This window comes from Streptomyces sp. NPDC127197 (assembly GCF_042672405.1).
Classification (GTDB): Bacteria; Actinomycetota; Actinomycetes; order Streptomycetales; family Streptomycetaceae; genus Streptomyces; species Streptomyces flavusporus.
The window spans coordinates 38,638-60,180 of the sequence record NZ_JBHXVG010000016.1; the positions used below are offsets into that span (position 1 = coordinate 38,638).

A 21,543-nucleotide genomic window follows, 5' to 3' on the forward strand; every position below is an offset into this window, starting at 1 on the left:
TCCAGGAGGCCACCGCACATGAGCACCAACCCCTTCGACGACGCCGACGGCCGTTTCCTCGTCCTCGTGAACGACGAGGGCCAGCACTCGCTCTGGCCGTCCTTCGCGGACGTGCCCGGGGGGTGGACGATCGCCTTCGAGGAGAACACCCGGGACGCCTGCCTGGAGTTCGTCGAGGCCAACTGGACGGACCTGCGCCCCCGTTCGCTCGCCGAGTCCATGGACGCCTGACGCCCGATGCTCAGCGCCCGACTGACGAACGCCCGCTTCCTCACCATGGACCCCGGCCACCCCGTCGCCCACGACCTGGGCATCTGGCGGGGCCGGATCGTCGGACTGGACGAGGCCGTGACCGCCCTGCCCGCCCGTGAGGTGATCGACCTGCAGGGCGCCACCGTGCTGCCCGGGTTCATCGACGCCCATGTCCACCTGGCCTGGACCGGGTTCAAGCAGAACACCCCGAGCATCGCGGGGTGCACGCGGATCGACGACGTGCTCGCCGTCGTGGAGGAGGCCGTCACCCGGAAGGGCTCGCCCGGCACCTGGGTGAGCATCGCCGGCTACGACCAGCGGGCCCTGGGCCGCCATCTGACCGCCGCCGAACTGGACAAGGTCAGCCACGGGCACAAGGTGTTCATCCTGCACGACTCCGGGCACGGCTGCGTCGTCAACTCCGCCGTACTCGACCTGCTCCCCGCCGGCATCCCGCACGAGAACGGCTTCCTCGCCGAGGGCGCCATGGGCGCCGCCCGCGCGCTGCGCCTGCCCCACTCCCAGGAGGAACTGGCCGAGGCGATCGGGCGCGCCGCCCGGACCTGCCTGGCCGAGGGCGTCACGGCCTGCGCCGAGGCCGGAATCGGCGGCACCCTCCTGGGCCACAGCCCGGTCGAGCTGGGTGCCTACCAACTCGCCTGCGAGAAAAGCCTGTTGCCGTTGCGTCTGCAGCTCATGGTGTCCGCCGACCGGCTGCACCCGGTCGCCGCACACGAAGCCGACGGGATTCCCCGGGCCCTCGACCTCGGCCTGCGCACGGGGTTCGGCAACGACCGGCTCTCCGTGGGCGCGCTGAAGATCTTCACCGACGGCGGCATGATGGCCCGGACCGCCGCGCTCAGCAGTCCGTACGAAGGGCTGGACCACACGGGCCAGTTGCAGGACGACCCGGAGGTGCTCGCGGACACGATCGTGGACGGCCATCTCGCCGGGTGGCAGCTCGCCGTCCATGCGATCGGCGACCGCGCGGCCGACGTCGCCCTGGACGCCCTGGAGCGGGCCCAGCGCCTCCGGCCGCGCCCCGGCGCCCGGCACCGCATCGAGCACGCCGGCCTGATCCGCCCCGACCAGCTCCCGCGCTTCGCGCAGCTCGGCGTCAGCGCGGTCGTCCAGCCCAACTTCCTGCGTTACTTCGGCGACGACTACGCGGCGATCATGGGCGAGGAGCGGGCCCCGTGGCTCTACCGCGGCAGGGCGTTCCTGGACCACGGCATCACGCTGGTGGGCAGCTCCGACCGCCCCGTGACGGACGGATCACCGCTGCGGGCCGTCCAGTTCATGGTCGAGCGTGCCTCCGAGTCCGGCCAGGTGATCGGCCCGGACGAGGGCATCACCGTCGACGAGGCCCTGCGCGCCTACACGGTCGCCGGCGCCTTCGCCTGCCACTGGGAGGACGACCTGGGAAGCCTCACCCCGGGCAAGCTCGCCGACCTGGTCGTACTCGGCGACGACCCCCGGCGCGTCGACACGTCACGCATCGGAGACATCGAGGTGGTGGCGACGTACGTCGACGGCCGTAAAACCGACAGGTCGGCGTCATGAGCAGGAAGGCGGCGGTTGTGGAGAGCTACGCGCACCTCTGGGAGGAAGAGGGGTTACGGCGTCGCTGGGTCGTCTGGAACACGGCCGGCGAGACTCTGGTCTTCGACAGGGAGACCAACTGCCCGGTGGACATCGGCGACGAGTCGGTCCTGCACGAGGTTCTGCGCAGGATGCGCAAAGCGGGCGTACCCGAGACCGACGACTATCCGGGCCGCCCGTGCGCGGAGGGGTGACCGGGCCGCATACGCTCCTCGCGCCGACGTTCTCCGTGCGTGTCGCCCGTGCGGAGGACGCTGCCGCACTCGCCGACCTGTCCCGGCCCTTCGTCCGCTCGGGGGCGCTGCGGGAGCGGCCCGTATCGCTCTACGCCACCCACGCGGCCGACTTCCTTGTGACGGAGGCCCCGGGAGGCACCCTCGAGGGCTGCGTGGGCCTGCGCGTGCACCCGGCCGGCCCGGGGGAGGGCCGCAGGGCCGCGGGCGTTGTGTACAACTTCTGCGTGGCCGGGCAGAGGCAGGGAAGCGGAGTGGGAGCCGGGCTCCTGCGCGCCGTGCTGGCCAGGGCGCGCGCCCTGTCGCTCGGTGGCCTGTTCACGGCGACGACCGGCGGTGGCGGCCTGTTCCTCTGGTACGGCTTCACGCCCACGACTGCGCGCCTGGCACCTCAGTCCTGGGCAGAGTCCCTGGACCCACGGCGCAATGCGCGGATCCTCAGGAGGATCCTGTGACCGGGCTGCGGTCGGGAACCACGGTGGTGCCGGGCCCGGCCTCGTCGAGGACGCCTCGCAGTACCAAGTGCGGCACGCGGCCGTCGAGTACGTGTGCCCGGCGCACGCCGCCGCGGACGGCCCGCAGACAGCCCTCCATCTTCGGCAGCATCCCGCTCGCCAGCCCCGGCAGCAGCCCGTCCAGCGCGTCGGCCGTCAGGCGCTCGATCACCTCGGTGCTGTGCGGCCAGTTCGCGTACAGCCCCGCCACATCGGTGAGTATCACCAGCCGCTCGGCGCCGAGGGCCACGGCCAGGGCCGACGCCGCGAGATCGGCGTTGACGTTGTAGACCTGCCCGTCCTCACCGCGTGCCACGGGAGAGATCACCGGGATGTGCCCCTGTTCCAGGAGCGTGCGCACCATGCCCGGATTCACGTCCACGATGTCGCCGACAAGACCGATGTCCACCGGCCGGCCGTCCACCCAGGCCGGCCGCCGCACGGCGGTCATCGTGTGCGCGTCCTCGCCCGTCATCCCCACGGCGAACGGCCCATGGGCGTTGATATGACCCACCAGCTCCCGCTGGACCCCGCCGGTCAGCACCATGCGCACCACCTCCATGGTCTCCGGCGTGGTCACCCGCAGGCCCGCCTCGAACCGGGTCTCCAGGCCGAGGCGGCCGAGCATCGCACTGATCTGCGGCCCGCCCCCGTGTACGACGACCGGACGCAGGCCCGCGTGCCACAACTCCACGATGTCCCGGGCAAACGTCCGCTGCAGGCTGGCGTCCACCATGGCGTGGCCACCGAACTTGACGACGACCACGCTGCCCCGCAGCTCCTCCTGACGGCCCGATGCCGCGCGCGATGTGGTCACGCGTTCTTCGGCTCCCTGTGCAGGAGAAGACCGCGCAGCAGACCGTCCGTCGTACAGACCACGCCGCTGCGTGCGGCCCACCGCAGGGCCAACGCGTGCTCCTCGGCGGAGAAGTCGGCCACCGCGTCGGCGACGACGAACGGCTGGATGTCGTTCATGAAGGCGTCCGCCGCGGTCAGCAGGACACCGAGGTGCGCGTACACCCCGCAGATGATCAGCTGGTCGCGGCCCTTCGACCGCAGCAGTCTGCCGAGATGGCTGCGCAGGAAGGCGTTGTGGCGCACGTTCGGCAGCAGATGCTCACCGGGCCGAGGCGTGAGGGGCTCCACGATCGCGGCGGCGTCCGGCTCGTCCCCGATCCCCGGACCCCACATGTCGGCGACGAGCCCGCGCTGCTCCGGCGGCTGTCCGGCCGGCTCCGCGCTGAAGACGACCGGCATGTCCAGCGTCCCTGCCAGTTCCCGGAGCGCCGCGATGTTGTCGACGAGTTCCGCCACCGGGGAACGCCCCGCCGGGAACGCGCCGACGAAGTGGTTCTGCATGTCGTGCACCAGCAGCGCGGCGCGCGCCGGATCGATTCTCCAGGAGACGCGCGACCGGGGGAGGGTGGTGCGGTCCGGCATCGGGTAGGAGTCGATGGCGGGCAAGCCCATGCGTGGTTTCCCTCCCCTGACGACGCGCGCACCGCCGGATCCGAACTGCCAAGCTTAGCTTAGCCTAACCTAATTTACGCGACCCTGCGTCAGTCTTCGGGTTCACGCCGTGCACGCGCTGCGCGACCTCGACGCCCGGGTGTACGCGCACTCCCTCACCGCCGTGACGGGCCCCTCCGGCTCCGGGAAGTCGACCTTCCTGCAGTGCGCGGCCGGACTCGACAAACCCACCTCCGGCACGGTGCGGCTGGCCGGCCAGGAGATCAGCGCGATGAGCGAGCGCGAGCTCACCCGGCTGCGGCGCGCGCATCGGCTTCGTCTTCCAGTCCTTCTTCCAACTGCCCACCCTCACCGCCCAGGAGAACGTCCTGCTCCCCCTGCGCCTGGCCGGCCGGCGCCGCGACCCCGGGCGGGCCCGCCGGATGCCGGCCCGCGTCGGCCTGGACGGGCGCGCGGACGCCCGGCCGGGGGAGCTGTCCGGCGGCCAGCAGCTGGGGGTCCCCCCAGGCCCTTCAGGCACTGGGGGAGTGTGGCGATCGCCCGCGCGCTCATCACCGAGCCCGACGTCGTGTTCGCGGACGAGCCCACGGGTTCGCTCGACCAGGACACGGCGGCGGGCGTGCTGGGGCTGCTGCGGGAGGCGGTCGGCGAGCACGGGGCCACGGTCGTCGTCGTGACCCACGACCCGGCGGTCGTCGCCCGGGCGGATCGGGTGCTGCGGCTGGCGGACGGCCGGCTCGCCCAGGACACGGCGGGGGTGCTCGCATGAGCCTGTTCGCCACCACCGGCCTCGCCACCGCTTCCGTCCGGGCCCGCCCCTCGGCGTTCGCCGGCGCGTTCGCCGCCGCCGTCGGTGACGCCCGGGCGCTGCTCACCGCCGTGGCGGAGCACCGCCCCGACGTCGTCGTCGCCGACATCCGGATGCCGCCCACCCACCGTGACGAGGGGCTGCGGGCGGCGCTGACCCTGCGGGAGCGCTGTCCGCAGCTGGGGGTGCTGCTCTTCGCCTGCTCCGCACCGGCCGCCAGGCGTGGCCCGGCCGTCACCGGCCCGCGGGATCGCCTTCGGCGCAGTCGGTCTGTGTGCGCAGCATCGCGTGGCCGCCGTGGTTCAAGGGTGTGTCCAGCTTCAATCGGGCTGCTTCGCTGCCTGTTCGGGCGTCGACGACGTGGACTTCGCCGTGGCCGCCGCGGGTGACGGCTATCCAGTCCGCGCCCGGTGAGGCGGCCACAGCACGGCGTTGGACGCCCTCCCAGGGGGTGCCGCCGCGGCGGGGCGCGCCGTCCATGGCGGGGAGAGGGACGCGGCGGGTGGTGTCGTCGGCGTCCAGGAGGATCAGTTCGTCGCCGTCCGGGTGGATGCGGGTGAACGCGGTGTGGTGTCGGGCGAGGGCCAGCCGGAAGACCAGGCCGGGGCCGAGCTCTGTCAGGGTCGTGCGGTTCGTCTTCAGGTCGTGGCGCCACGCCTGGTTGGTCCATTCCGGCCACCGCAGCGGGTCCGCGGGGCCGCCCCGCAGTGTCGACCACAGCGCCCGTCGCCGAGGGTCGAGCCGGAGGTACCAGCCCCGGGCGGGCGAATCCCAGGGGATCGTCTGCTCCGGGACGAGTGCGTCTCCCTCGGGGCGGGCCCGGTATACGCCGTGGCCCGTGGCCGCGAACACGTGGCCGGAGTACGGATCTTGGGCGTCCCCGTGTCCGTCGTCCGGCAGCGGAAGGTGGCCGTGAGGCGTGACCGGAGGGCAGCCGGGCGGAGCCCCGAGCAGGTCGGCGAACCGGTGGACGGCCAGCGCGCCGGGCTCCCGGTGCCGTAGGACGACCAGCGGATCGCTGCTGCCCAGAACCGTCACACCCGGTTCGCCGACGCGCGTGCGTACCCGGGCAGCGTCTCCCGTGGTGAGGTCGGCAACCGTCAGCAGGTCCGACCACGGCTCGCCGTTGTCGCCCAGGCCCGTCGTGACGGCCACCCACCGGCCGGACGGGTCGCAGGCCAGGTGCTCGGCCGGCACGGCGACCGGGATCGCGGTCTCCACCAGCTCATTGCCGAAGGGGTCGAGCACCAGCAGCTCGCCCCTGCGGTCGTCGACGCAGGCCACTCGTCCGCCCGGCAACGCCAGGAACCCGGCATGTTCGGAGAGATGACGGCCGGTGAGGCGGCCGGCCTCGGTGCCGTCCGGCACGGTCAGTACGTGGACGGATCCCTCCACATGGTCGGAGACGAGCAGCAAAGCGAGGGCGGCGGTCATCGATGCCTCCATGAAAACAGGGTCATATTGAAAACGATTATCATGTATCTTCGGGGCGTTCCGGGTTCCTGAGAAGAAGCGAGGGCATCGATGCTGCGCTCACCGTCGAGATTCGTCCGAAGCTGGATCACCGCAGCGCTGGTGGCCTCGGTGCTGGTCGGGTGCGGCTCGTCCACCGAACCGGCGAGCGAGAAGGCCGCTGCGGCCGGCCAGAAGACCGACGTCACCGTCGAACCCATCAAGGCGACACGGGAGTTGACCGACACGAACGGGGTCAAGGTATCCCTCGACAAGGAACCCGAGCGTATCGTCTGCCTGTTCGCGCTCTGCGACGACATCCTGACTGAGCTGGGCATCGTCCCCACGGCCACCAACGGCGCGCTCCTCGCCCACCCCGACTTCCTGGGGGAGGAGAAGGCGAAGGACGTCGACGTCATCCCCGGCGGGTTCATCGCGCCCGAAGTGGAGGCGATCCTCTCCCACAAGCCCGACCTTGTGATCGGCCTGGAAGACACCCACGGCAAGCTCGCCCCGGCGCTGAAGGACGCCACCACCTTCTGGCCCATGCAGCCCGAGACGTGGGAGGACAGCGTGGGCTACCTGCGTGATGTCGCCGCGCTGACCGGCCGTACGGCCGAGGGCGAGAAGGCCGAGAAGACCTTCCGCGCCAAGCTCGCCGAGGCCGAGAAGACCAGGAGCGACAAGACCGCGCTCATCATCTACGGCAGTGACGAGAACTTCGGCGTCGCGACCCCGGAGACGGACGTGGGCGCCAGCCTGTTCCCGAAGCTCGCCGACTACCCCTGGAAGTCCCGTGGTGTGGAGGGGAGTTACAGCCTTGAAGAGATCCTCGCCCGTGACGTCGACGTGCTGTTCGTCGAGACGATGAGCTTCGGCGAGGCGGACGGCAAGCTGTCGGAGAAGCTGGCGAAGAACCCCCTGTGGGGCAAGATCCCGGCGGTGAAGAACGGGGACGTCCACGAGGTGAACTCCGAGGTGTGGGCCAAGGGGCGCGGTACCCGTTCGCTGGGCCTCATCCTCGATGAGGCCACGGCCGCGCTGCGGTGAGCACGCCCTCCGCGACGCACACCGCGGCAGGTGACCCGGCATCCGGCGCACGGCGGTCCGTGCGCCTCTCGGGAGCGTGGCAACTGCCCGTCGTGGTCGTCCTGTTGGTCGCGGCTTCGGTCTGCGCGCTGAGCCTGGGCACGCCCTACATACCGCTGTACCGGCTGCCCGGTGCGCTGCTGGAGGCGGACAGCACGCTCGCCGGGATCGTCGTCACCGAACTCCGCGTGCCCCGGTTGGTGCTGGCGCTTGTCGCCGGCGCCTGTCTGGGCGCGGCGGGGCTCGTGCTCCAGGAGGCGCTGCGCAACCCCCTGGCCGTTCCCGAGATGCTGGGCGTGTCCTCCGGGGCCGCACTCGGGGTGGCCGCGCCGCTGGTGCTGGCGGTGTCCCTGCCCGCCGCCGTCCAGCCCCTTCTGGCCATCGGCGGGGCCGCGCTCGGCGGCGGACTCACGCTGCTCGCCGCCGGGTTGGGGCGCAGCCCGTCGGCCGTACTGCTGACCGGTGCCGCGGTCGCCGCTGCGTTGCAGGCCGCGCTGCTCGTGCTGATGGTGATGGCCGACCAACTCGACCTCCAGCTGATCTACCGCTACCTGCTCGGCTCGCTCTCCGCCCGTACCTGGGACGACGTCACCGGGCTGTGGCCCTGGCTGCTTGTCGCGGTCCCCGCGCTCGTGCTGTGCGCGCCGGTGCTCTCGGTGCTGCGGCTGGGGGACGAAGATGCCGAGGCGCTCGGTGTGCGCGCCCAGCGGGCACGGCTGGCCGCGCTGGCCATCGCCGTCGTGCTGATCGCTCCCGTGACGGCCGTGTGCGGGCCGGTGGCGTGGGTGGGGTTCCTCGCTCCGCACCTGGCGCGGTGGTTCAACCCCGCGGCGGACGCGGTGCGCTGGCTGCCCTGGTCGGCGGCCTGGGGCGCCGTCGTCGTGGCCGTCGCCGACGTCCCGGCCCGCCTCGCGCTGGCGCCCGTGGAGACGCCGGTCGGCGCTTGGACGGCCCTGGTCGGTGTGCCCGCCGGGGTCGCCCTGCTCCGGTCGGGCAACCGCGGGCCGGCGGCCCGGCGCCGAGCGGCGGGCACCGCTGCCGCGGGCTCGGCGCCGCAGGGTGTCCAAGCCGTGCCCTCCAGCCCTTCGGAGAAGGAGCCTGCCACGGGGACCCGAGAGCGTGTCTGTCGCGGGGATCCCGGGAGCGACGGATCTTCCGGTGTTTCCGCCTCGCGCGGTGAGGCGACCGGAGCGGAGGAGGGCCGGTGAGCCGACGTTTCGCGGTGCTCACCGCGCTCATCGTCGTATGCGCCGGTGTCGAACTGGTGGCCGGGCGGGGCATGTCCCCGGCCGTGGTCTGGGACGTCCTCGGCGGGGGCGGCGATACGACGGAACGGCACATCCTGCTCCAGCTCCGGCTGCCCAGACTCCTGGTGGCCCTGGGTGCGGGTGCGTGCCTCGGCGTCGCGGGCCTGGTGCTGCAGTCGGCGCTGCGCAACCCGCTGGCCGGGCCCGAGGTGACGGGTGTGACGCCGGGGGCGGTGCTTGGGGCCGTCGTCGCGACCAGTCTCGGACTCGCGGGGTGGGATTCACCCCTCGCCGTAGTAGTCGCAGCGTGCGTGGGCGGTTGCGCCGGGGCCGCTCTGCTGTGGCTGCTCGCCGGGCGCGGCCGGAGCGACCCTGCGCAGACCGCCGTGCACGGGGTGCTGGTGTCGGCGGTGCTCGGCGGGCTCACCGCCATGGTGCTGCTCGTGGATCCGGGTGAGCTCGGCAGCGTCGTGCAGTGGCTCGTCGGCACCACGGAGGGCCGGGTGTGGCAGCACTGGCACCTGCTCTGGCCGTGGGCGCTGGCCTGGGGTGTGATGGCGTGGCTGCTGGCCGGGCCGCTGATCCTGTTGCGCTGCGGGGACGACATCGCCCTCGCCGCCGGGCTGTCCGCCAGGCGGGCCCGGACCCTCGCCCTGCTGTGCGCGGTGGCGCTGACGGCCGGTGCCGTGGCCGCCGTGGGGGCGCTGGGGTTCGTCGGGCTGCTCGTACCGCACGTAGCCCTGGCCGTCTTCAGCGCCGACCTGCGGGTGACCCTGCCCGGCGCCGCCCTGGTGGGCGCGGCCGTGGTGTGCGGGGCGGACGCGGCGGCGCAGCTGTCGTCGCGCCTGCTGGCGGACGCGTTGGACTCCGGGCGGCTCACGCTGCCGGTCGGGGCCCTCACCGCCTGTCTCGGGGCCGCGCTGCTGCTGGTCGTCGTGCGCCGCGCGCCGAGCCGTACGTTCTGATGTCGACTTAAGGACAGAGCATGACCGAGTCCGTGGGGATCCGCGTCGAGGGGGTCCACTTCGGCTACCCCGGACAACCCGTGTTGCGGGGCGTCGACATGACCGTCGAGCCGGGTGAACTGACCGCCCTCATCGGCCTCAACGGCTGTGGGAAATCGACCCTGTTGCGGCTGGCCGCCGGGCTGCTGAGCCCCGACGACGGGCGGGTGCTGCTCGGCGGGGACGACCTCGCCCGGCTGTCCCGGCGCGCCACGGCCCGACGGGTCGCGCTGCTGCACCAGTCGGCCCCGGCTGTGCCCGGTATGACGGTGCGGCATCTCGTCCGGCAGGGGCGGTACGCGGCGCGCGGTCCGCTGGGCATGCTGCGCGAGGGCGACGACCCCGTCGTACGCCGCGCGCTGCGCGACGTCGGCGTGGAGCAGTGGGCCGAGCGTGATGTCGACGCGCTGTCCGGGGGTGAGCGGCAGCGGGTGCGGCTCGCGATGGCACTCGCCCAGGACACCCGCGTCCTGCTGCTGGACGAGCCGACCACCTACCTGGACCTGCACCACCAGCTCGACGTGCTGCAGACCGTGGTCCGCCTGCGCGAGGAACGCGGCCTCACCGTCGTGATGGTGCTGCACGACCTGGCCCACGCCGCCCGGTTCGCCGAGCGGATCGTCGCCCTGCGCGACGGCCGTGTGATGGCCGACGGCACGCCGAAGGAGGTCGTCACGCCCGGGCTGCTCGCGGACGTTCTCCGGGTGGCCGGCCGGGTCGGCCGGGACCCCGAGGGCGGCTGGCCCGTGTGTTACCCAGATCACCCCCTCCCAGCACTAGAATATGAAAATCATATTCATTAGTGTTCCCTGTGTGGCGCTCACCCAGAACGCCGCATCTCCCTGATGCAGAAGGAGAGTTCATGGACAACGAGAAGGTCTTCGCACCGATCGCCGACCCCGGTCAGCTGGCTCACGCCTCGGCCACGCACTCCAACGCGCTCGTCGAGAACCCCTTCGACGACACCGAGGAGTAAGCGAGGGTCCAGCACCCTCGACCGTGGGCCCGCCCGTCATCTCGCGGGCGGGCCCACGCCCTTCCAAGGCCACTTCCCCATAGGAGGACTGACGTGTCCCGCAGTCGGCTCGCATCCGGTGTCGAGGTTGTCGCCGTGCCTGGGCGGGGCCTCGCCGTCCGTACGGCCGGGGGGGAGTTCCTCGGCGTCAGGACGGGCGACGTGGATCGGGACTCCCTGCTGTCCCGCCTCTCCGGTACGGCCGCAGACGAGCCGGACGGCGAACTCGACCGCATCGTCCGGGCCTTCGAGGACGCCGGGTACCTGGCGGACGGACCGCAGCGCCCCGCATGGCCCTCAGATCGCCGGGACATCCGGCTGCTGGGTGACGCGGTACTGACCGAACCACTGGAGGCACTCCTGCGCGCCCTGGGCGCCGAGCCGCGAACGGCCGTGCACAGCAGCACGTCACCGTCACCTGACGACCTGTCTGCCGGAGATCCCGCCGCCGTCGTGTGGTGCCTCGACGGGCCCGTGCCCGAAGGACTGTGGGACGCTGCCGACCGGCTGCCCGAGCGCGGCATCGCCTGGCTCCGCTGCCACCGCGAGGGCTGGCAGGCGTACGTCGAGCCCCTCGCCGTGACCCCAGGTGACGTCACCTCGGCACACGTCCGGGCCCGTCGGCTCGCCGCCACACCCGCGCACCGCGAGCTGGCCGCCTACTGGAGCGGGCCTCGTACGTCCGGCGCGCCCGTTCACCTCACCGCCCCCGCTGCAGGGCTGCTGGCCGCCCTGCTCGCCGACGACCTCAGCCGGTGGATCACCGGCGCGCCCGACACGGGCACCCTGCCTGCCCGGCGCCGGCTCCGGCGCGTCGACCTGCGCACGCTGACCGTCACCGAGCACCCCGTGCTGCCCGTGCCCGACGTCGCCCCGATGCCCGAGAAGGCCGGATGACGCCGTTCACCGTGCCCGTCGAAGGGCTCGCCACCGACATCCGCCTCCCGGACGGCGCCGGCCCCTTCCCGGCCGTCCTCATCCGCACCCCCTACGACCGCAGACGGCACCGCGCCGAGCTGCGCGGCTGGGCCCGCCGCGGATTCGCCGCACTGGTCCAGGACGTACGGGGCCGGCACGCGTCGCCGGGGGAGTGGCACCCGTACGAGAACGAGGCCGCCGACGGAGCGGCGACCGCCCGCTGGATCCGCCGACAGCCCTGGAGCGACGGGCGGTTGGTGGCCACCGGGGCCTCCTACGCCGCTCACTGCTCCCTCGTCCTCGCGCTCGACGCGCCCACGGAGGCCCGGCCCGACGCCGTCATCGCCGTCGTGCCCGCGCTGGGCCCCGCCGAGACGGCTCGCGAACCCTCGGGCGTGGAACGGCTGCTGGCCCGCGCCGGGTGGTGGGCGGCCCACGGCGACCGGCCGGACTCCGACGAGAACGCCCTGGAGAAGGCACTCGCAGCGGACCCCGGCCTGCTCACCCATCTGCCGCTGACCGGCCTGCCCGAGCGGCTCGGCCGGAGCCTGCCCTCCTGGCCGGGCCTGTGGCGGCACCGCGAACGCGGACAGCTCCTCTCGCGGGCGGAGCACGCCGGGACGCCCCTGCTCGCGGTGGGCGGCCACCACGACCACTTCACCGAGGACACCGTCGCGCTGTGGCGACGCTGGGGCGGTCCGTCGGCGCGGCTGTTGCTGGGCCCCTGGGGGCACGGCCTCGTCGCCGAACCCGGCCCCGAAGCCGAGCCCGCGCACCGGGTGAGCCTCGGCGAGCTCTACGTGCGCTGGGCCCGCCGCGCCCTCGCCGGGGACCTCGCCCCCGGGCACCGTGGCGCGGTCGGCCTGGGCGGCAGCCCCTTGTGGGTGCCCGCCGACAACGAGGGAGAACCGCGCACGCAAGACATACGGCTGCTGCACGGCTCCTCCTTCACGGCCGATCCCGAACGCCCCGTGTCGTCCGCGGACCTGGCCGTCCCCACGGAGGGTCCACCCGACCGCTGTCTGCTGGTCACTCCGCCGCTGCCGCGTCCGCTGGACGTGGTCGGGCCCGCGGAGGTGCGGCTGCGGGCCACCGCCCACACGCCGTCCGCCGACTGGGCCGTCCGGCTCGTCGCCCTCACACCGGAAGGGGTGGCTCAGCGGCTCGCCGTCGGCGTCGTCCGACGCGAGGAACCACCGGGAAGGGAAGCCGAGTTCACCGTACGACTCGGCCGGCTCGCCCGGCGACTGCCCGCCGGTACCCGGCTCCGCCTGGAGATCGCCGGGCACCACTTCCCGGCCCACGCCCGCAACCCCCACACCGACGACGACCCGGTCACGGCCACCCGGATGGTCACGTCCCGGCGCGAGGTCGACGCCGGGAGCGTGGCGCTCCGGCTGCCCGTGCTCACGTCCCGTCCCACTCCCACTGGTCCTGCAGAGGAGATCCTGCGATGACGTCGCTGCCGCTGGAAGCTCTCGTCGACCCCGTCTGCGGCATCGTCCGCACGGTCAAGCCCGTCGAGCACCCCGTGGGCGCACCGCCCCGCTACACCGCGCTCACCGCCGAGATCGCCGACGCCCGCCGGCTCGGCCTGTGGCCCGCGGACCGGGTGTCGCTCGGCACCACCTTCGGCGACCCCGAGGGCGCTCGAACAGCCGCGATAGCCGAGGGAATAGAGAGATACTGCGGCAACCGCGTGCCGCCGCCCGGCCATCCCGGCGCCCCCCTGCGGGCCACGGCCGCCGAACTGGCCGAGAAGGGGCTGCGGCTGTACGGGCCGGGCGAACTGCCGGCATACGCCGACTGGCAGTACGCCCGGGAGAAGTTCCCCTACCGCCCCCTCACCGACGACACGCCGTCCCTGTGGACGCGGGGCACGGAAAGGCTGCCCGAGGGCCGGACCGCCGAAGTCTGGGCGCCCGTCGCACTCACCCACCTCAACTGGCGCCAGGGCGACCTTCGTTCACTGCCACGCACCCACCACCTCAACTACGCGGGAATAGCCACCGGGCAGGGCTTCGACGACGCGGCCGAGCGCGGCCTGCTGGAGATCGTCGAACGGGACGCCCTCGAACTGTGGTGGCACCTCGACGGCTCGACCCGGGGCATCGACCCGGCCAGCGTGCCCGGCCTCACCGACGACCTCGCCGGATCCGCGCTCGACGTCCATCTCGTCGAGATGCCCTCGGAGTTCGCCCCCTGCATGGCCGCGCTCGTCCACGACCCCCGGCTCGGGCTGTACGCCGCCGGGTTCGCCTGCAAGTACGACCCGGCCGAGGCCGCCCGCAAGGCCGTCCTCGAAGCCGTCCACACCTGGGTCTTCACCCGAGGTCTCACCGACCCCGACGGCTGGGTCTTCCAGGCTGTCGAGGCCGGGCTGCTCGCCCGCGGGCTGTACCTGGACCACCGTGCCGACGGCCGCTATCTCGACGTGTGCGGCGAACAGTTCGAGCACGTACGGGACCTGGGCGCGCACGTCCAGGTGTGGCTGGACGAGCGGATGGCGCCCGAGGCCCGGCGGTTCACCGACCCCGCGCACGGGACCGTGCCCATCGACGCGGTCGAGCCCGGCAGCCGCGACCGGCTGGAACGCGCCCTCCATGAGGGCGGCCACCGCATCATGACGTTCGACCTCACCACCGAGGACGTGGCCGAGACCTCCCTGCGCGTCGCCCGGGTCCTCGTCTCCGGGCTCCTCCCCAACGCCCCGGCCGCCTTCGGCTACTTCGGCTGCCCGCGCCTCGCCGACGCCGCCGTCGACCGCGGCTGGCGGACGACCGCGCCGGGCGCGCCGGAGGACTTCACGCTGGCTCCTCCGCCGCACATGTGAGGGATCTCCCAGTGGACCTCACTTATGAGCCCGTGGACCTCGTCACCGCCCTCGCCCGTGCCCGTTCGCACGAGCGGCCCGGCCCGGACACGCCCGCCGGGCCCGCCGTCCGCGCCTGGCCCGCACCGCCGTGCGCCCTGCCGCAGGCCGGCCCCGGGCAGCTGGACCTGGACCGGCTGCTCCGCCTCTCCCTGGCGGCCTCGAACGGCTCCGGGCGGCTGCGGCCCGCCCCCTCCGCGGGCGCGCGGCACCCGGTGGACGCCGAACTCATCGTGGGCACCGGCTGCTCGCTGCCGCCCGGGCGCTACGGCTACGATCCGCTGCGCCATCGCGTGCACCGCCTCGGCCGGGAACCCGACGGCACGCAGCCCGGGGCAACCGTCGAACTCTCCGTCACCCCACAGCGTACGGTCTCCCACTACGGCCACCGCGCCTGGCCGCTGATGTTGCTGGACATCGGACACGTCACCGCGGCGCTGTGGCTCGCGGCTCGCGTGCCGGGCATCGCAGAGCCGGTACCCAGCTTGGACGGGCGGGCCGAACACCCCTTGGCCGCACTGCACTTCGCCCTGCCTCAGGAGAGAGGCCGGGTTTCTCAGCCTCAGCCGGCGAGCCCGCCCATGGACGTGCCCGCCCCCCGCGAGCTGCTGGGCCGCCGCAGCGCCCCGCCACCGCTCACAGGCACCCCGTCCCGGGATGTTCTGCGTGCGGTGCTGGCCACCGCCGTCCAGGCGAGTGCCGGTGAGCTCGCTTGGTGCGCGGCCGTCGGCGAACCGCAGCCCGAGCTGGTCGAGTCGGCCCCCGACGGCACACTGCGGCGGCTCGCAGCGGGGGAGGCCCGGCCGACGCTCGCCGTCTGGGCCGGGGGTCAGGCATGGCTTGCGGAGGCGGGCGCCGTACTGCTCGCGTACGGCTGCCCGTCGGACGCCGGCCCTCCGCTGATCCGCCGAGCGTATCTACGGGCCGGATTCGCCGTCCACCTGGCCCAAATGGCCGCCATACGACATGGGCTTGCGGCCCGCCCTGTCGGCTCCTGGCAGCAGGCGGACCTGGGCGCCGCACTCGGCGGCCCAGCGGGCCGGGACTGGATCGTCCACGGCCTGGCCCTCGGCACCACCCACCCCGACGAGGAGAAGACCTCGTGATCGTCCACCCCGAGCTGCGCCGCGCCGCACGGCACGCACGGCGCCCCCTGCTCACGGCCACCCTCCTGCAGGCGGCCGTCACCCTTACCCACCTCGCGCAGGCCGTACTGCTGGCCGTCGCCCTCGCCGGCCTGGCCCGCGGGGACACGGACCGGCTCCCGCTGCTCCTCGGCGCGGTGCTCGGCGTCGTCGCCGCGCGCGCCGGGCTGGACAACTGGCAGCGGCGCACCGCGACCCGTGCCGGGGTCGGGGTCAGGGTGGCTCTGCGGGACGAACTCCTCGCCCACCTCGGACGGCTTGGCCCTGCGCACCTGACCACCGCGCGTGCCGGGGCCGTCCGTACCACCCTTGTCGACGGAGTGGAGGGCGTCGACGCCTACGTCTCCCGCTATCTGTCCCAGCTCCTGATCACCCTCACCGTGCCGCCCCTGCTGCTCGCGGCCTTGGCGGTCATCGAACCGGCCGCCCTCCTCGGCCTCGTCCCCGCCCTGCTGCTCGCCCTGGTCGGGCCGCGCGCCTGGGACCGGCTCCTCGCGCAGCGCGGAAAGGAGCACTGGGACACGTACGAGGAACTGGGTGCCGACTACCTGGAAGCCCTCCAGGGCATGCCCGCGCTGCGGGCCGCGGGCGCCGTCGGGTGTACCCGGGAGCGGCTGGAGAAGCGGTCGGCGGAGCTGCACCGGGCCACCGTCGCCAAGCTGCGTGTGTCCCTCGTCGACACCGGCATCACCGACCTGGCCATCCAGGGCGGCACCGCGGCCGCCGCGCTCCTCGCCTGCTGGTCGGCCGTCACCGGATCCACCACGGCGACCGGCACCTACCTGGTGCTGCTCCTGGCCTCCGAGTGCTTCCGGCCGGTCCGTGACCTGTCCCGCGAGTGGCATGCCGGGTACCTGGGAGTGTCGGCCGCGGACGGGCTTGCGGCGCTGCGCACCGCCGAACCCGCCGTCCCCGACACCGGAACGGCACCGGCGCACTGGCCGGGCCCGCCCGAACTGCGTTTCAAGGATGTCCAGTTCACCTACGACGGCGCCGAGACGCCCGCCCTCCAAGGTGTCACCTTCACCGCCGAGCCGGGACGTACGACCGCGATCGTCGGCCCGTCCGGCGCCGGCAAGTCCACGCTCCTCGCCCTGCTCCTGCGCCACCACGACCCACAGGGCGGCCGGATCACTCTCGACGGCCGCGCCGTGACCGCGTACGCACTCGACTCGCTGCGGCAGGGCATCGCCGTCGTCTCCCAGGAGACGTACCTCTTCCACGCCACCATCGCCGACAACCTGCGTCTGGCCCGGCCGGACGCCGCGGACGACGAACTGATGCGCGCGGCACGCACCGCCGGCATCCACGACGAGATCGTCGCCCTCCCCGACGGCTACGCCACCGTCCTCGGTGAACGGGGCGCCACCCTGTCCGGCGGCCAGCGGCAGCGGCTCGCCCTCGCGCGCGCCCTGCTGGCCGACGCTCCGGTGCTCGTCCTCGACGAGGCCACCAGCGCGGTCGACGAACGCCGCGAGGCGGACATCGTCCGTGAACTGCTCCACGCCGCAGGCGGCCGAACCGTCCTGGTGGTCGCCCACCGGCTCGCCGCCGTCCGGTACGCCGACCGCATCGTCGTTCTCGACGGCGGACGCGTGGACGCCATCGGCGAACACACCACCCTCGTCGAAGCCGGGGGAGTCTACGCCGAGCTCGTCAAGGCGGGCCACGCTCACCAGGGAGGGCTCGCCGCATGATCAGCACCACCACCGACCGCGGTACCGTCGACATGCCCGCGCGCGGCTCACTGCGCGCCCTGCTCCCCGCCCTCGCTGGGCACCGGATCATGATGGCCCGCACCTGTGCCGCCGCACTCATCGAGCAGGGCTCGCTCGTCACGTTGCTGACGCTGGCGGCCCACACCGTCGGAACCGCCGTCATCGAGGACCACGCCCCCTCGGCCGGTACGGTCGGCGCGCTCATCGTCCTCGTCCTCGTCCGTGCCCTGATGACCTGGCGCGAGATGGACCTCAGCCACGACCTGGCCTACCGGGTACTGGCCGAACTGCGCGTGCGCGTCTTCGACGGGCTCGCCCGCAGCGCGCCCGCCCGCGTCGCCGGCCGGCGCAGCGGGGACCTCGCCGCCACCGCCATGGCCGACGTCGAAGCACTGGAGTTCTTCTACGCCCACACCACCGCCCAACTCCTCGCATCCGGCGCGGTGTTCACCGGCGGCGCCGCCGTTCTGGCCACGGTGGAGCCCTGGCTGCTGGCGGCGGTCCTGCCGGTCGCCGCACTGCTCGCCGCGGCGCCCTTCGCCGACGCGCGCGGACGCGCGGCGCGCGGGGCCCGCACCCGGGCGGCCGCCGCGAAGCTGTCGGCCGACACCGTGGAGACCGTCGACGGGCTGCGCGAGCTGCTCGCCTTCGGCCGGCTGGCCGAGCGGCGCGGCCGTCTCGCCGAACAGGGCCGGCGGGTGGGCGAGGCCCAACGTGCCGAGGCCACCTGGGAAGCCATGGCCGCCGCGGTCCGCGACCTCCTCATCGTGCTCGCGATCCTCGGCGTGGTAGCCGCCGCGGCGCAGTCCGTCACCTCCGGGCGGCTGCACGGCGCATGGGCCCCGGCGGCGATGGCGCTGGCCCTGTCGGTGCTGGGCCCCGTCGCCGAGTCGGCCAGGGCACTGAGCCAGGCAGTGGGACTGCGCGCTGCCGCCGCCCGGGTCGACGCGGCCTTGAAGGCGCCTGCGCTCGCCCCGCCGCCCGCCTCACCCCGTCGGCTTCCCTCCGGTCCGCTGGGTGTCCGGCTGCACAGGGTGAGCTTCGACTACGGGGACAGGCCCGTGCTGGACGAAGTCGAGCTGACGGTCCCCGCGGGGCAGACCCTCGCACTGGTCGGTGCGTCCGGGGCCGGAAAGTCGACCTGCGCCCACCTGCTGGCCCGCTTCTGGGACCCGTCCGAGGGAACCGTCCAGCTGATACCCGGCGACGGCGATCCCGTCGACGTGCGAGACGTGAGCGATGCCGAACTCCGGTGTGCCGTCGCCGTGGTGGGCCAGGACACCTCCCTCTTCCACGGAACCCTCGCCGACAACCTGCGCCTCGCCGCCCCCGAGGCGGACGAAGAACTCCTCGCCGAAACGGCCCGGTTGTGCGCCGTCGACCGGATCGCCCCCATGGACACCCTCGTCGGCGAGCGCGGCTCCACCCTCTCCGGCGGCCAGCGCGCCCGGATCGCCCTCGCCCGCGCATTGCTGGCGGAGCCGAGAGTCCTCGTGCTCGACGAGACCACCGCCCACCTGGACAACGCGAGTGACGCCCAACTCGCCACCGCACTCGGTAAGGAAGGCCGCACCACGATCGTCATCGCCCACCGCCCGGCCACCATCCGCCGCGCCGACCGCATCGCCGTACTCGAAGCCGGCCGCATCACGGAGGAAGGCACCTGGGACGAACTCACCACCCGCCCCGACAGCGCGCTGCGCCGCGTCCTCGCCCTCAGAGCCAGTCCCGCCGCTTGAAAATCACGTACAAACTGACGCAAACAACCCCCATCAGGGCGATCGCGAAGGGATATCCGAACGCCCAGTGCAGCTCCGGCATGTGCGCGAAGTTCATCCCGTAGATCGTCCCGACCAGCGTCGGAGCGAACAGAATCGCCGCCCACGACGAGATCTTCTTGATCTCCTCGTTCTGCTCGAACCCCGCCTCCGCCAACGCCCGCATCTCAGCGTTCTGTTGCTGGGTCACCAGGGTCGCGTTCACCGTGAGGATGTCCGTCAGGGCCTGGCGGAAGCCGTCGACCCGCTCGCTGGTGTGGGTGACGTGGTCGGCGACGTCCCGCAGATACCGTTGCAGTTCCTCGTCCGTGCCGTACTTGGCGAAGCCGGCCATCAGGCCGTGCAGCATGCCGACGAGGGGGCGGGTGGCGCGCTGGAACTCGACCATTTCGCGGGAGAGTTCGTAGATGCGGCGGGAGACCGCGGGGTCGCCGCCGAAGACCTCGGTCTCGATCTCGTCGATGTCGTTCTGGACGCCGGTGACGACCGGCACGTAGCCGTCGACCACCGCGTCCAGTATCGCGTACAGCACCGCCTCCGGGCCCAGTTTCAGCAGCTCGGGCGTCTCCTCCATGCGGTGGCGCACCGCCGACAGGTCGGGGGCCGCGCCGTGGCGGACGGTGATCACGAAGTCGGGGCCCACGAAGACGTGCAGTTCGCCGAACTCGACCTCCTCCGGCGCGTCGAGATACCGGGCCGCCCGCAGCACGACGAACAGCGTGTCTCCGTAACGTTCCAGCTTCGGGCGCTGATGGGCCTCCATCGCGTCCTCGACGGCCAGCGGGTGCAGGTCGAACTCCTCGGCCAGGGAGAGCAGTTCCCCCTCGGTGGGGCGGGCCAGGCCGATCCATGCCATGCCCGACGGCTGCTCGCGCAGTTCGCGGTAGGTCTCGGCGAGACCGGCGGGGGAGGAGACGCGGACGCCGTCCTGGTAGACGACGGCCTGGACGACGCTGGGGATCTCCGTGGGCAGCGCCTCTGAGGCCCCGGAGGCGGGGTCCGGGGTCTTCGGCGGCTGGGCCGGGGGAAGGGCGCGGCGCCAGCCGGACCTTCTGGAGTTCTTCGCGGCGGGTCGGGCGCGTCGCTCGGACATCGCGCTGCCTCCCGGGTCTGGCCTGCGGCTGTGTGATCGTTCAGCAGGATATACGGGGCAAACGGTATCGGCGGGGCCGGTCGGCCGGGGGCTTGGTGAGAGTTGCGGACAGAAGCTGTCCGCAGGTCGCGTTAGCGTGCGCTGCATGACCAGGACGAAGCCCGTCGTGACCGCCCCCGTGCTCGGCACCCGCGCCCTGAACCGCGCGACCCTCGACCGGCAGCTGCTGCTGCGCCGCTCACCGCTGTCCGCGGCGGCGGCCGTGGAGCACCTCGTCGGCCTTCAGGCCCAGGAGGTCAAGCCCCCGTACCACGCGCTCGCCGCCCGCCTCGAGGGCTTCACCCCCGAGGAGCTGTCGGGGCTGCTGGCCCGCCGCGATGCCGTCCGTATCGTCACCCTGCGCTCGACCATCCACCTGCACACCGCCGACGACTGCCTCACCCTGCGGCCGCTGGTGCAGCCCGCCCGCACCCGGGAGCTCAGCCTCTTCCGCAAGGGGCTCGTCGGCGTCGACCTGGGCCGGCTCGCCGCGCTCGCCCGCGAGCTGGTCGAGGCCGAGCCGCGCACGATGCGGCAGCTGCGCGAGGCCCTGCTCGTCGAGTGGCCGGACGCCGACCCGCAGGCCCTGGCCGTGGCCGCCCGCTGCACCCTCCCCCTCGTCCAGGTCACCCCGCGCGGGCTGTGGGGCCGCAGTGCGCAGGTCGCCCTCACCACCGCCGAGCACTGGCTGGGCCGCCCCGCCGAGCCCGCCGCCGGCCCCGACACCGCCGTGCTGCGCTACCTCGCCGCCTTCGGACCCGCCTCCGTGAAGGACATGCAGACCTGGTGCGGCCTGACCCGGATGCGCCCCGTCTTCGAACGGCTCCGCCCCCGGCTGGTCACGTTCCGCGACGAGCACGGCGTCGAGCTCTTCGACCTCCCCGACGCGCCCCGCCCCGACCCGGACACCCCGGCCCCGCCGCGCTTCCTGCCCGAGTTCGACAACCTGCTGCTGTCCCACGCCGACCGCACCCGGGTGGTGCCGCCCGCGAACCGGGGTCGCACCTGGCAGGCGAACACGGTCTACTGCCCGCTCCTCGTCGACGGCTTCCTGGCCGGTGTGTGGCGGCTGCTCGGCGACGCCCTCGTCATCGAGCCCTTCGGCAGACTCACCAGGGCCCAGCGCGCAGAGGTGGCCGAGGAGGGCGCGCGCATGCTCCGGGTACTGCACAAGGAGTCGTCGTACGACATCCGCTTCGGGACCGTCATCCCCTGAACGGCATGGCACCTGTATGGCACTTGTACGGCATGGAAAGGGGGCGCTGCGGGCCGCTCGTGGAGGCCCGCAACGCCCCCCGGTCACTTACCTGAGGG

Annotated in this window: 20 protein-coding genes and 2 pseudogenes; 18 read left to right on the forward strand and 4 right to left on the reverse strand. The window is 73.3% G+C overall.

Features of this window, described 5'->3' with window-relative positions:
• Window positions 1–18 precede the first annotated feature (18 nt).
• From ACFVJQ_RS24310 to ACFVJQ_RS24325, 4 genes are read left to right on the forward strand one after another with little or no spacing between them, the layout of a single operon-like run.
• Window positions 19–231 carry an MbtH family protein gene (locus tag ACFVJQ_RS24310; RefSeq protein WP_129801476.1) on the forward strand — a complete coding sequence of 71 codons (213 nt, stop codon included), beginning with the start codon at window positions 19–21 and terminating at the stop codon, window positions 229–231.
• 6 nt (window positions 232–237) lie between these two features.
• Window positions 238–1,815 carry an amidohydrolase gene (locus tag ACFVJQ_RS24315; protein WP_385786775.1) on the forward strand — a complete coding sequence of 526 codons (1,578 nt, stop codon included), beginning with the start codon at window positions 238–240 and terminating at the stop codon, window positions 1,813–1,815.
• Window positions 1,812–2,048, forward strand: a complete 237-nt coding sequence (locus tag ACFVJQ_RS24320; protein WP_385786777.1) for a hypothetical protein — start codon at window positions 1,812–1,814, stop codon at window positions 2,046–2,048. Before ACFVJQ_RS24315 ends, ACFVJQ_RS24320 begins: the two co-directional genes overlap by 4 nt.
• The gene (locus tag ACFVJQ_RS24325; RefSeq protein WP_385786780.1) at window positions 2,045–2,542 is read left to right on the forward strand and encodes a GNAT family N-acetyltransferase; all 498 of its coding nucleotides are present in this window, start codon (window positions 2,045–2,047) and stop codon (window positions 2,540–2,542) included. Before ACFVJQ_RS24320 ends, ACFVJQ_RS24325 begins: the two co-directional genes overlap by 4 nt.
• On the opposite strand, the gene argB is transcribed toward ACFVJQ_RS24325, so the two are convergent.
• Window positions 2,526–3,398: an acetylglutamate kinase gene (gene argB / locus ACFVJQ_RS24330; protein WP_385786783.1), complete on the reverse strand. Its 873-nt coding sequence runs from the start codon at window positions 3,396–3,398 to the stop codon at window positions 2,526–2,528. The genes ACFVJQ_RS24325 and argB overlap by 17 nt on opposite strands.
• Window positions 3,395–4,051, reverse strand: coding sequence for an isochorismatase family protein (locus tag ACFVJQ_RS24335; protein WP_385786786.1), 657 nt, complete (start codon window positions 4,049–4,051; stop codon window positions 3,395–3,397). The genes argB and ACFVJQ_RS24335 overlap by 4 nt, the downstream gene beginning before the upstream one ends.
• A 106-nt stretch (window positions 4,052–4,157) precedes the next feature.
• On the opposite strand from ACFVJQ_RS24335, the pseudogene ACFVJQ_RS24340 reads away from it, so the two are divergent.
• Window positions 4,158–4,793: pseudogene (locus ACFVJQ_RS24340) on the forward strand (ABC transporter ATP-binding protein); the annotation flags it as partial.
• Window positions 4,794–4,891: 98 nt separating this feature from the next.
• Window positions 4,892–5,059 (forward strand): annotated as a pseudogene (locus ACFVJQ_RS24345) (DNA-binding response regulator); the annotation flags it as partial.
• Between the two features lie 34 nt (window positions 5,060–5,093).
• On the opposite strand, the gene ACFVJQ_RS24350 reads toward ACFVJQ_RS24345, so the two are convergent.
• Entirely contained in the window at window positions 5,094–6,293 is a 1,200-nt protein-coding gene (locus ACFVJQ_RS24350) for a hypothetical protein (RefSeq protein WP_385787016.1), read from the reverse strand.
• A 90-nt stretch (window positions 6,294–6,383) separates the two neighbouring features.
• On the opposite strand from ACFVJQ_RS24350, the gene ACFVJQ_RS24355 reads away from it, so the two are divergent.
• From ACFVJQ_RS24355 to ACFVJQ_RS24405, 11 genes are all read left to right on the forward strand, one after another.
• Window positions 6,384–7,361 (forward strand): ABC transporter substrate-binding protein, encoded by a 978-nt coding sequence (locus tag ACFVJQ_RS24355; protein WP_385786789.1) that lies wholly within the window; start codon window positions 6,384–6,386, stop codon window positions 7,359–7,361.
• Window positions 7,362–7,465: 104 nt separating this feature from the next.
• Entirely contained in the window at window positions 7,466–8,608 is a 1,143-nt protein-coding gene (locus tag ACFVJQ_RS24360; RefSeq protein ID WP_385515843.1) for a FecCD family ABC transporter permease, read from the forward strand.
• Complete coding sequence (locus ACFVJQ_RS24365; protein ID WP_385515831.1) at window positions 8,605–9,612, forward strand: FecCD family ABC transporter permease; 1,008 nt, start codon at window positions 8,605–8,607, stop codon at window positions 9,610–9,612. The genes ACFVJQ_RS24360 and ACFVJQ_RS24365 overlap by 4 nt, the downstream gene beginning before the upstream one ends.
• Before the next feature lie 20 nt (window positions 9,613–9,632).
• Window positions 9,633–10,454, forward strand: a complete 822-nt coding sequence (locus tag ACFVJQ_RS24370; RefSeq protein ID WP_385515832.1) for an ABC transporter ATP-binding protein — start codon at window positions 9,633–9,635, stop codon at window positions 10,452–10,454.
• Window positions 10,455–10,513: 59 nt separating this feature from the next.
• Complete coding sequence (gene amiA, locus ACFVJQ_RS24375; protein ID WP_385515833.1) at window positions 10,514–10,627, forward strand: streptamidine family RiPP; 114 nt, start codon at window positions 10,514–10,516, stop codon at window positions 10,625–10,627.
• 93 nt (window positions 10,628–10,720) lie between these two features.
• The gene (locus ACFVJQ_RS24380) at window positions 10,721–11,563 is read left to right on the forward strand and encodes a hypothetical protein (protein WP_385786794.1); all 843 of its coding nucleotides are present in this window, start codon (window positions 10,721–10,723) and stop codon (window positions 11,561–11,563) included.
• Entirely contained in the window at window positions 11,560–13,041 is a 1,482-nt protein-coding gene (locus tag ACFVJQ_RS24385) for a CocE/NonD family hydrolase (protein ID WP_385786797.1), read from the forward strand. Before ACFVJQ_RS24380 ends, ACFVJQ_RS24385 begins: the two co-directional genes overlap by 4 nt.
• The gene (locus ACFVJQ_RS24390) at window positions 13,038–14,417 is read left to right on the forward strand and encodes a YcaO-like family protein (protein ID WP_385515836.1); all 1,380 of its coding nucleotides are present in this window, start codon (window positions 13,038–13,040) and stop codon (window positions 14,415–14,417) included. The genes ACFVJQ_RS24385 and ACFVJQ_RS24390 overlap by 4 nt, the downstream gene beginning before the upstream one ends.
• Window positions 14,418–14,428: 11 nt before the next feature.
• The gene (locus tag ACFVJQ_RS24395) at window positions 14,429–15,562 is read left to right on the forward strand and encodes a SagB/ThcOx family dehydrogenase (protein ID WP_385786800.1); all 1,134 of its coding nucleotides are present in this window, start codon (window positions 14,429–14,431) and stop codon (window positions 15,560–15,562) included.
• Window positions 15,559–17,298, forward strand: a complete 1,740-nt coding sequence (locus tag ACFVJQ_RS24400; protein ID WP_385786803.1) for an ABC transporter ATP-binding protein/permease — start codon at window positions 15,559–15,561, stop codon at window positions 17,296–17,298. Before ACFVJQ_RS24395 ends, ACFVJQ_RS24400 begins: the two co-directional genes overlap by 4 nt.
• Complete coding sequence (locus ACFVJQ_RS24405) at window positions 17,295–19,058, forward strand: ABC transporter ATP-binding protein (RefSeq protein WP_385515839.1); 1,764 nt, start codon at window positions 17,295–17,297, stop codon at window positions 19,056–19,058. The genes ACFVJQ_RS24400 and ACFVJQ_RS24405 overlap by 4 nt, the downstream gene beginning before the upstream one ends.
• On the opposite strand, the gene ACFVJQ_RS24410 is transcribed toward ACFVJQ_RS24405, so the two are convergent.
• Entirely contained in the window at window positions 19,036–20,190 is a 1,155-nt protein-coding gene (locus ACFVJQ_RS24410) for a magnesium and cobalt transport protein CorA (RefSeq protein ID WP_385786806.1), read from the reverse strand. The two genes, ACFVJQ_RS24405 and ACFVJQ_RS24410, sit on opposite strands and share 23 nt — an antisense overlap.
• Before the next feature lie 145 nt (window positions 20,191–20,335).
• Between ACFVJQ_RS24410 and ACFVJQ_RS24415 the strand changes: the two genes are divergently transcribed.
• Entirely contained in the window at window positions 20,336–21,445 is a 1,110-nt protein-coding gene (locus ACFVJQ_RS24415; RefSeq protein ID WP_385786809.1) for a winged helix DNA-binding domain-containing protein, read from the forward strand.
• Window positions 21,446–21,543 lie beyond the last annotated feature (98 nt).

What these genes read in the sequence shown, in the direction of transcription:
- ACFVJQ_RS24355 (WP_385786789.1), top strand. Translation starts at nt 6,384, where the DNA reads ATGCTGCGCTCACCGTCGAGATTCGTCCGAAGCTGGATCACCGCAGCG.
- ACFVJQ_RS24385 (WP_385786797.1), top strand. Translation starts at nt 11,560, where the DNA reads ATGACGCCGTTCACCGTGCCCGTCGAAGGGCTCGCCACCGACATCCGC.
- ACFVJQ_RS24390 (WP_385515836.1), top strand. Translation starts at nt 13,038, where the DNA reads ATGACGTCGCTGCCGCTGGAAGCTCTCGTCGACCCCGTCTGCGGCATC.
- ACFVJQ_RS24410 (WP_385786806.1), bottom strand. Translation starts at nt 20,190, where the DNA reads ATGTCCGAGCGACGCGCCCGACCCGCCGCGAAGAACTCCAGAAGGTCC.
- ACFVJQ_RS24315 (WP_385786775.1), top strand. Translation starts at nt 238, where the DNA reads ATGCTCAGCGCCCGACTGACGAACGCCCGCTTCCTCACCATGGACCCC.
- ACFVJQ_RS24335 (WP_385786786.1), bottom strand. Translation starts at nt 4,051, where the DNA reads ATGGGCTTGCCCGCCATCGACTCCTACCCGATGCCGGACCGCACCACC.
- ACFVJQ_RS24310 (WP_129801476.1), top strand. Translation starts at nt 19, where the DNA reads ATGAGCACCAACCCCTTCGACGACGCCGACGGCCGTTTCCTCGTCCTC.
- ACFVJQ_RS24405 (WP_385515839.1), top strand. Translation starts at nt 17,295, where the DNA reads ATGATCAGCACCACCACCGACCGCGGTACCGTCGACATGCCCGCGCGC.
- ACFVJQ_RS24350 (WP_385787016.1), bottom strand. Translation starts at nt 6,293, where the DNA reads ATGACCGCCGCCCTCGCTTTGCTGCTCGTCTCCGACCATGTGGAGGGA.
- ACFVJQ_RS24415 (WP_385786809.1), top strand. Translation starts at nt 20,336, where the DNA reads ATGACCAGGACGAAGCCCGTCGTGACCGCCCCCGTGCTCGGCACCCGC.
- ACFVJQ_RS24320 (WP_385786777.1), top strand. Translation starts at nt 1,812, where the DNA reads ATGAGCAGGAAGGCGGCGGTTGTGGAGAGCTACGCGCACCTCTGGGAG.
- ACFVJQ_RS24370 (WP_385515832.1), top strand. Translation starts at nt 9,633, where the DNA reads ATGACCGAGTCCGTGGGGATCCGCGTCGAGGGGGTCCACTTCGGCTAC.
- amiA (WP_385515833.1), top strand. Translation starts at nt 10,514, where the DNA reads ATGGACAACGAGAAGGTCTTCGCACCGATCGCCGACCCCGGTCAGCTG.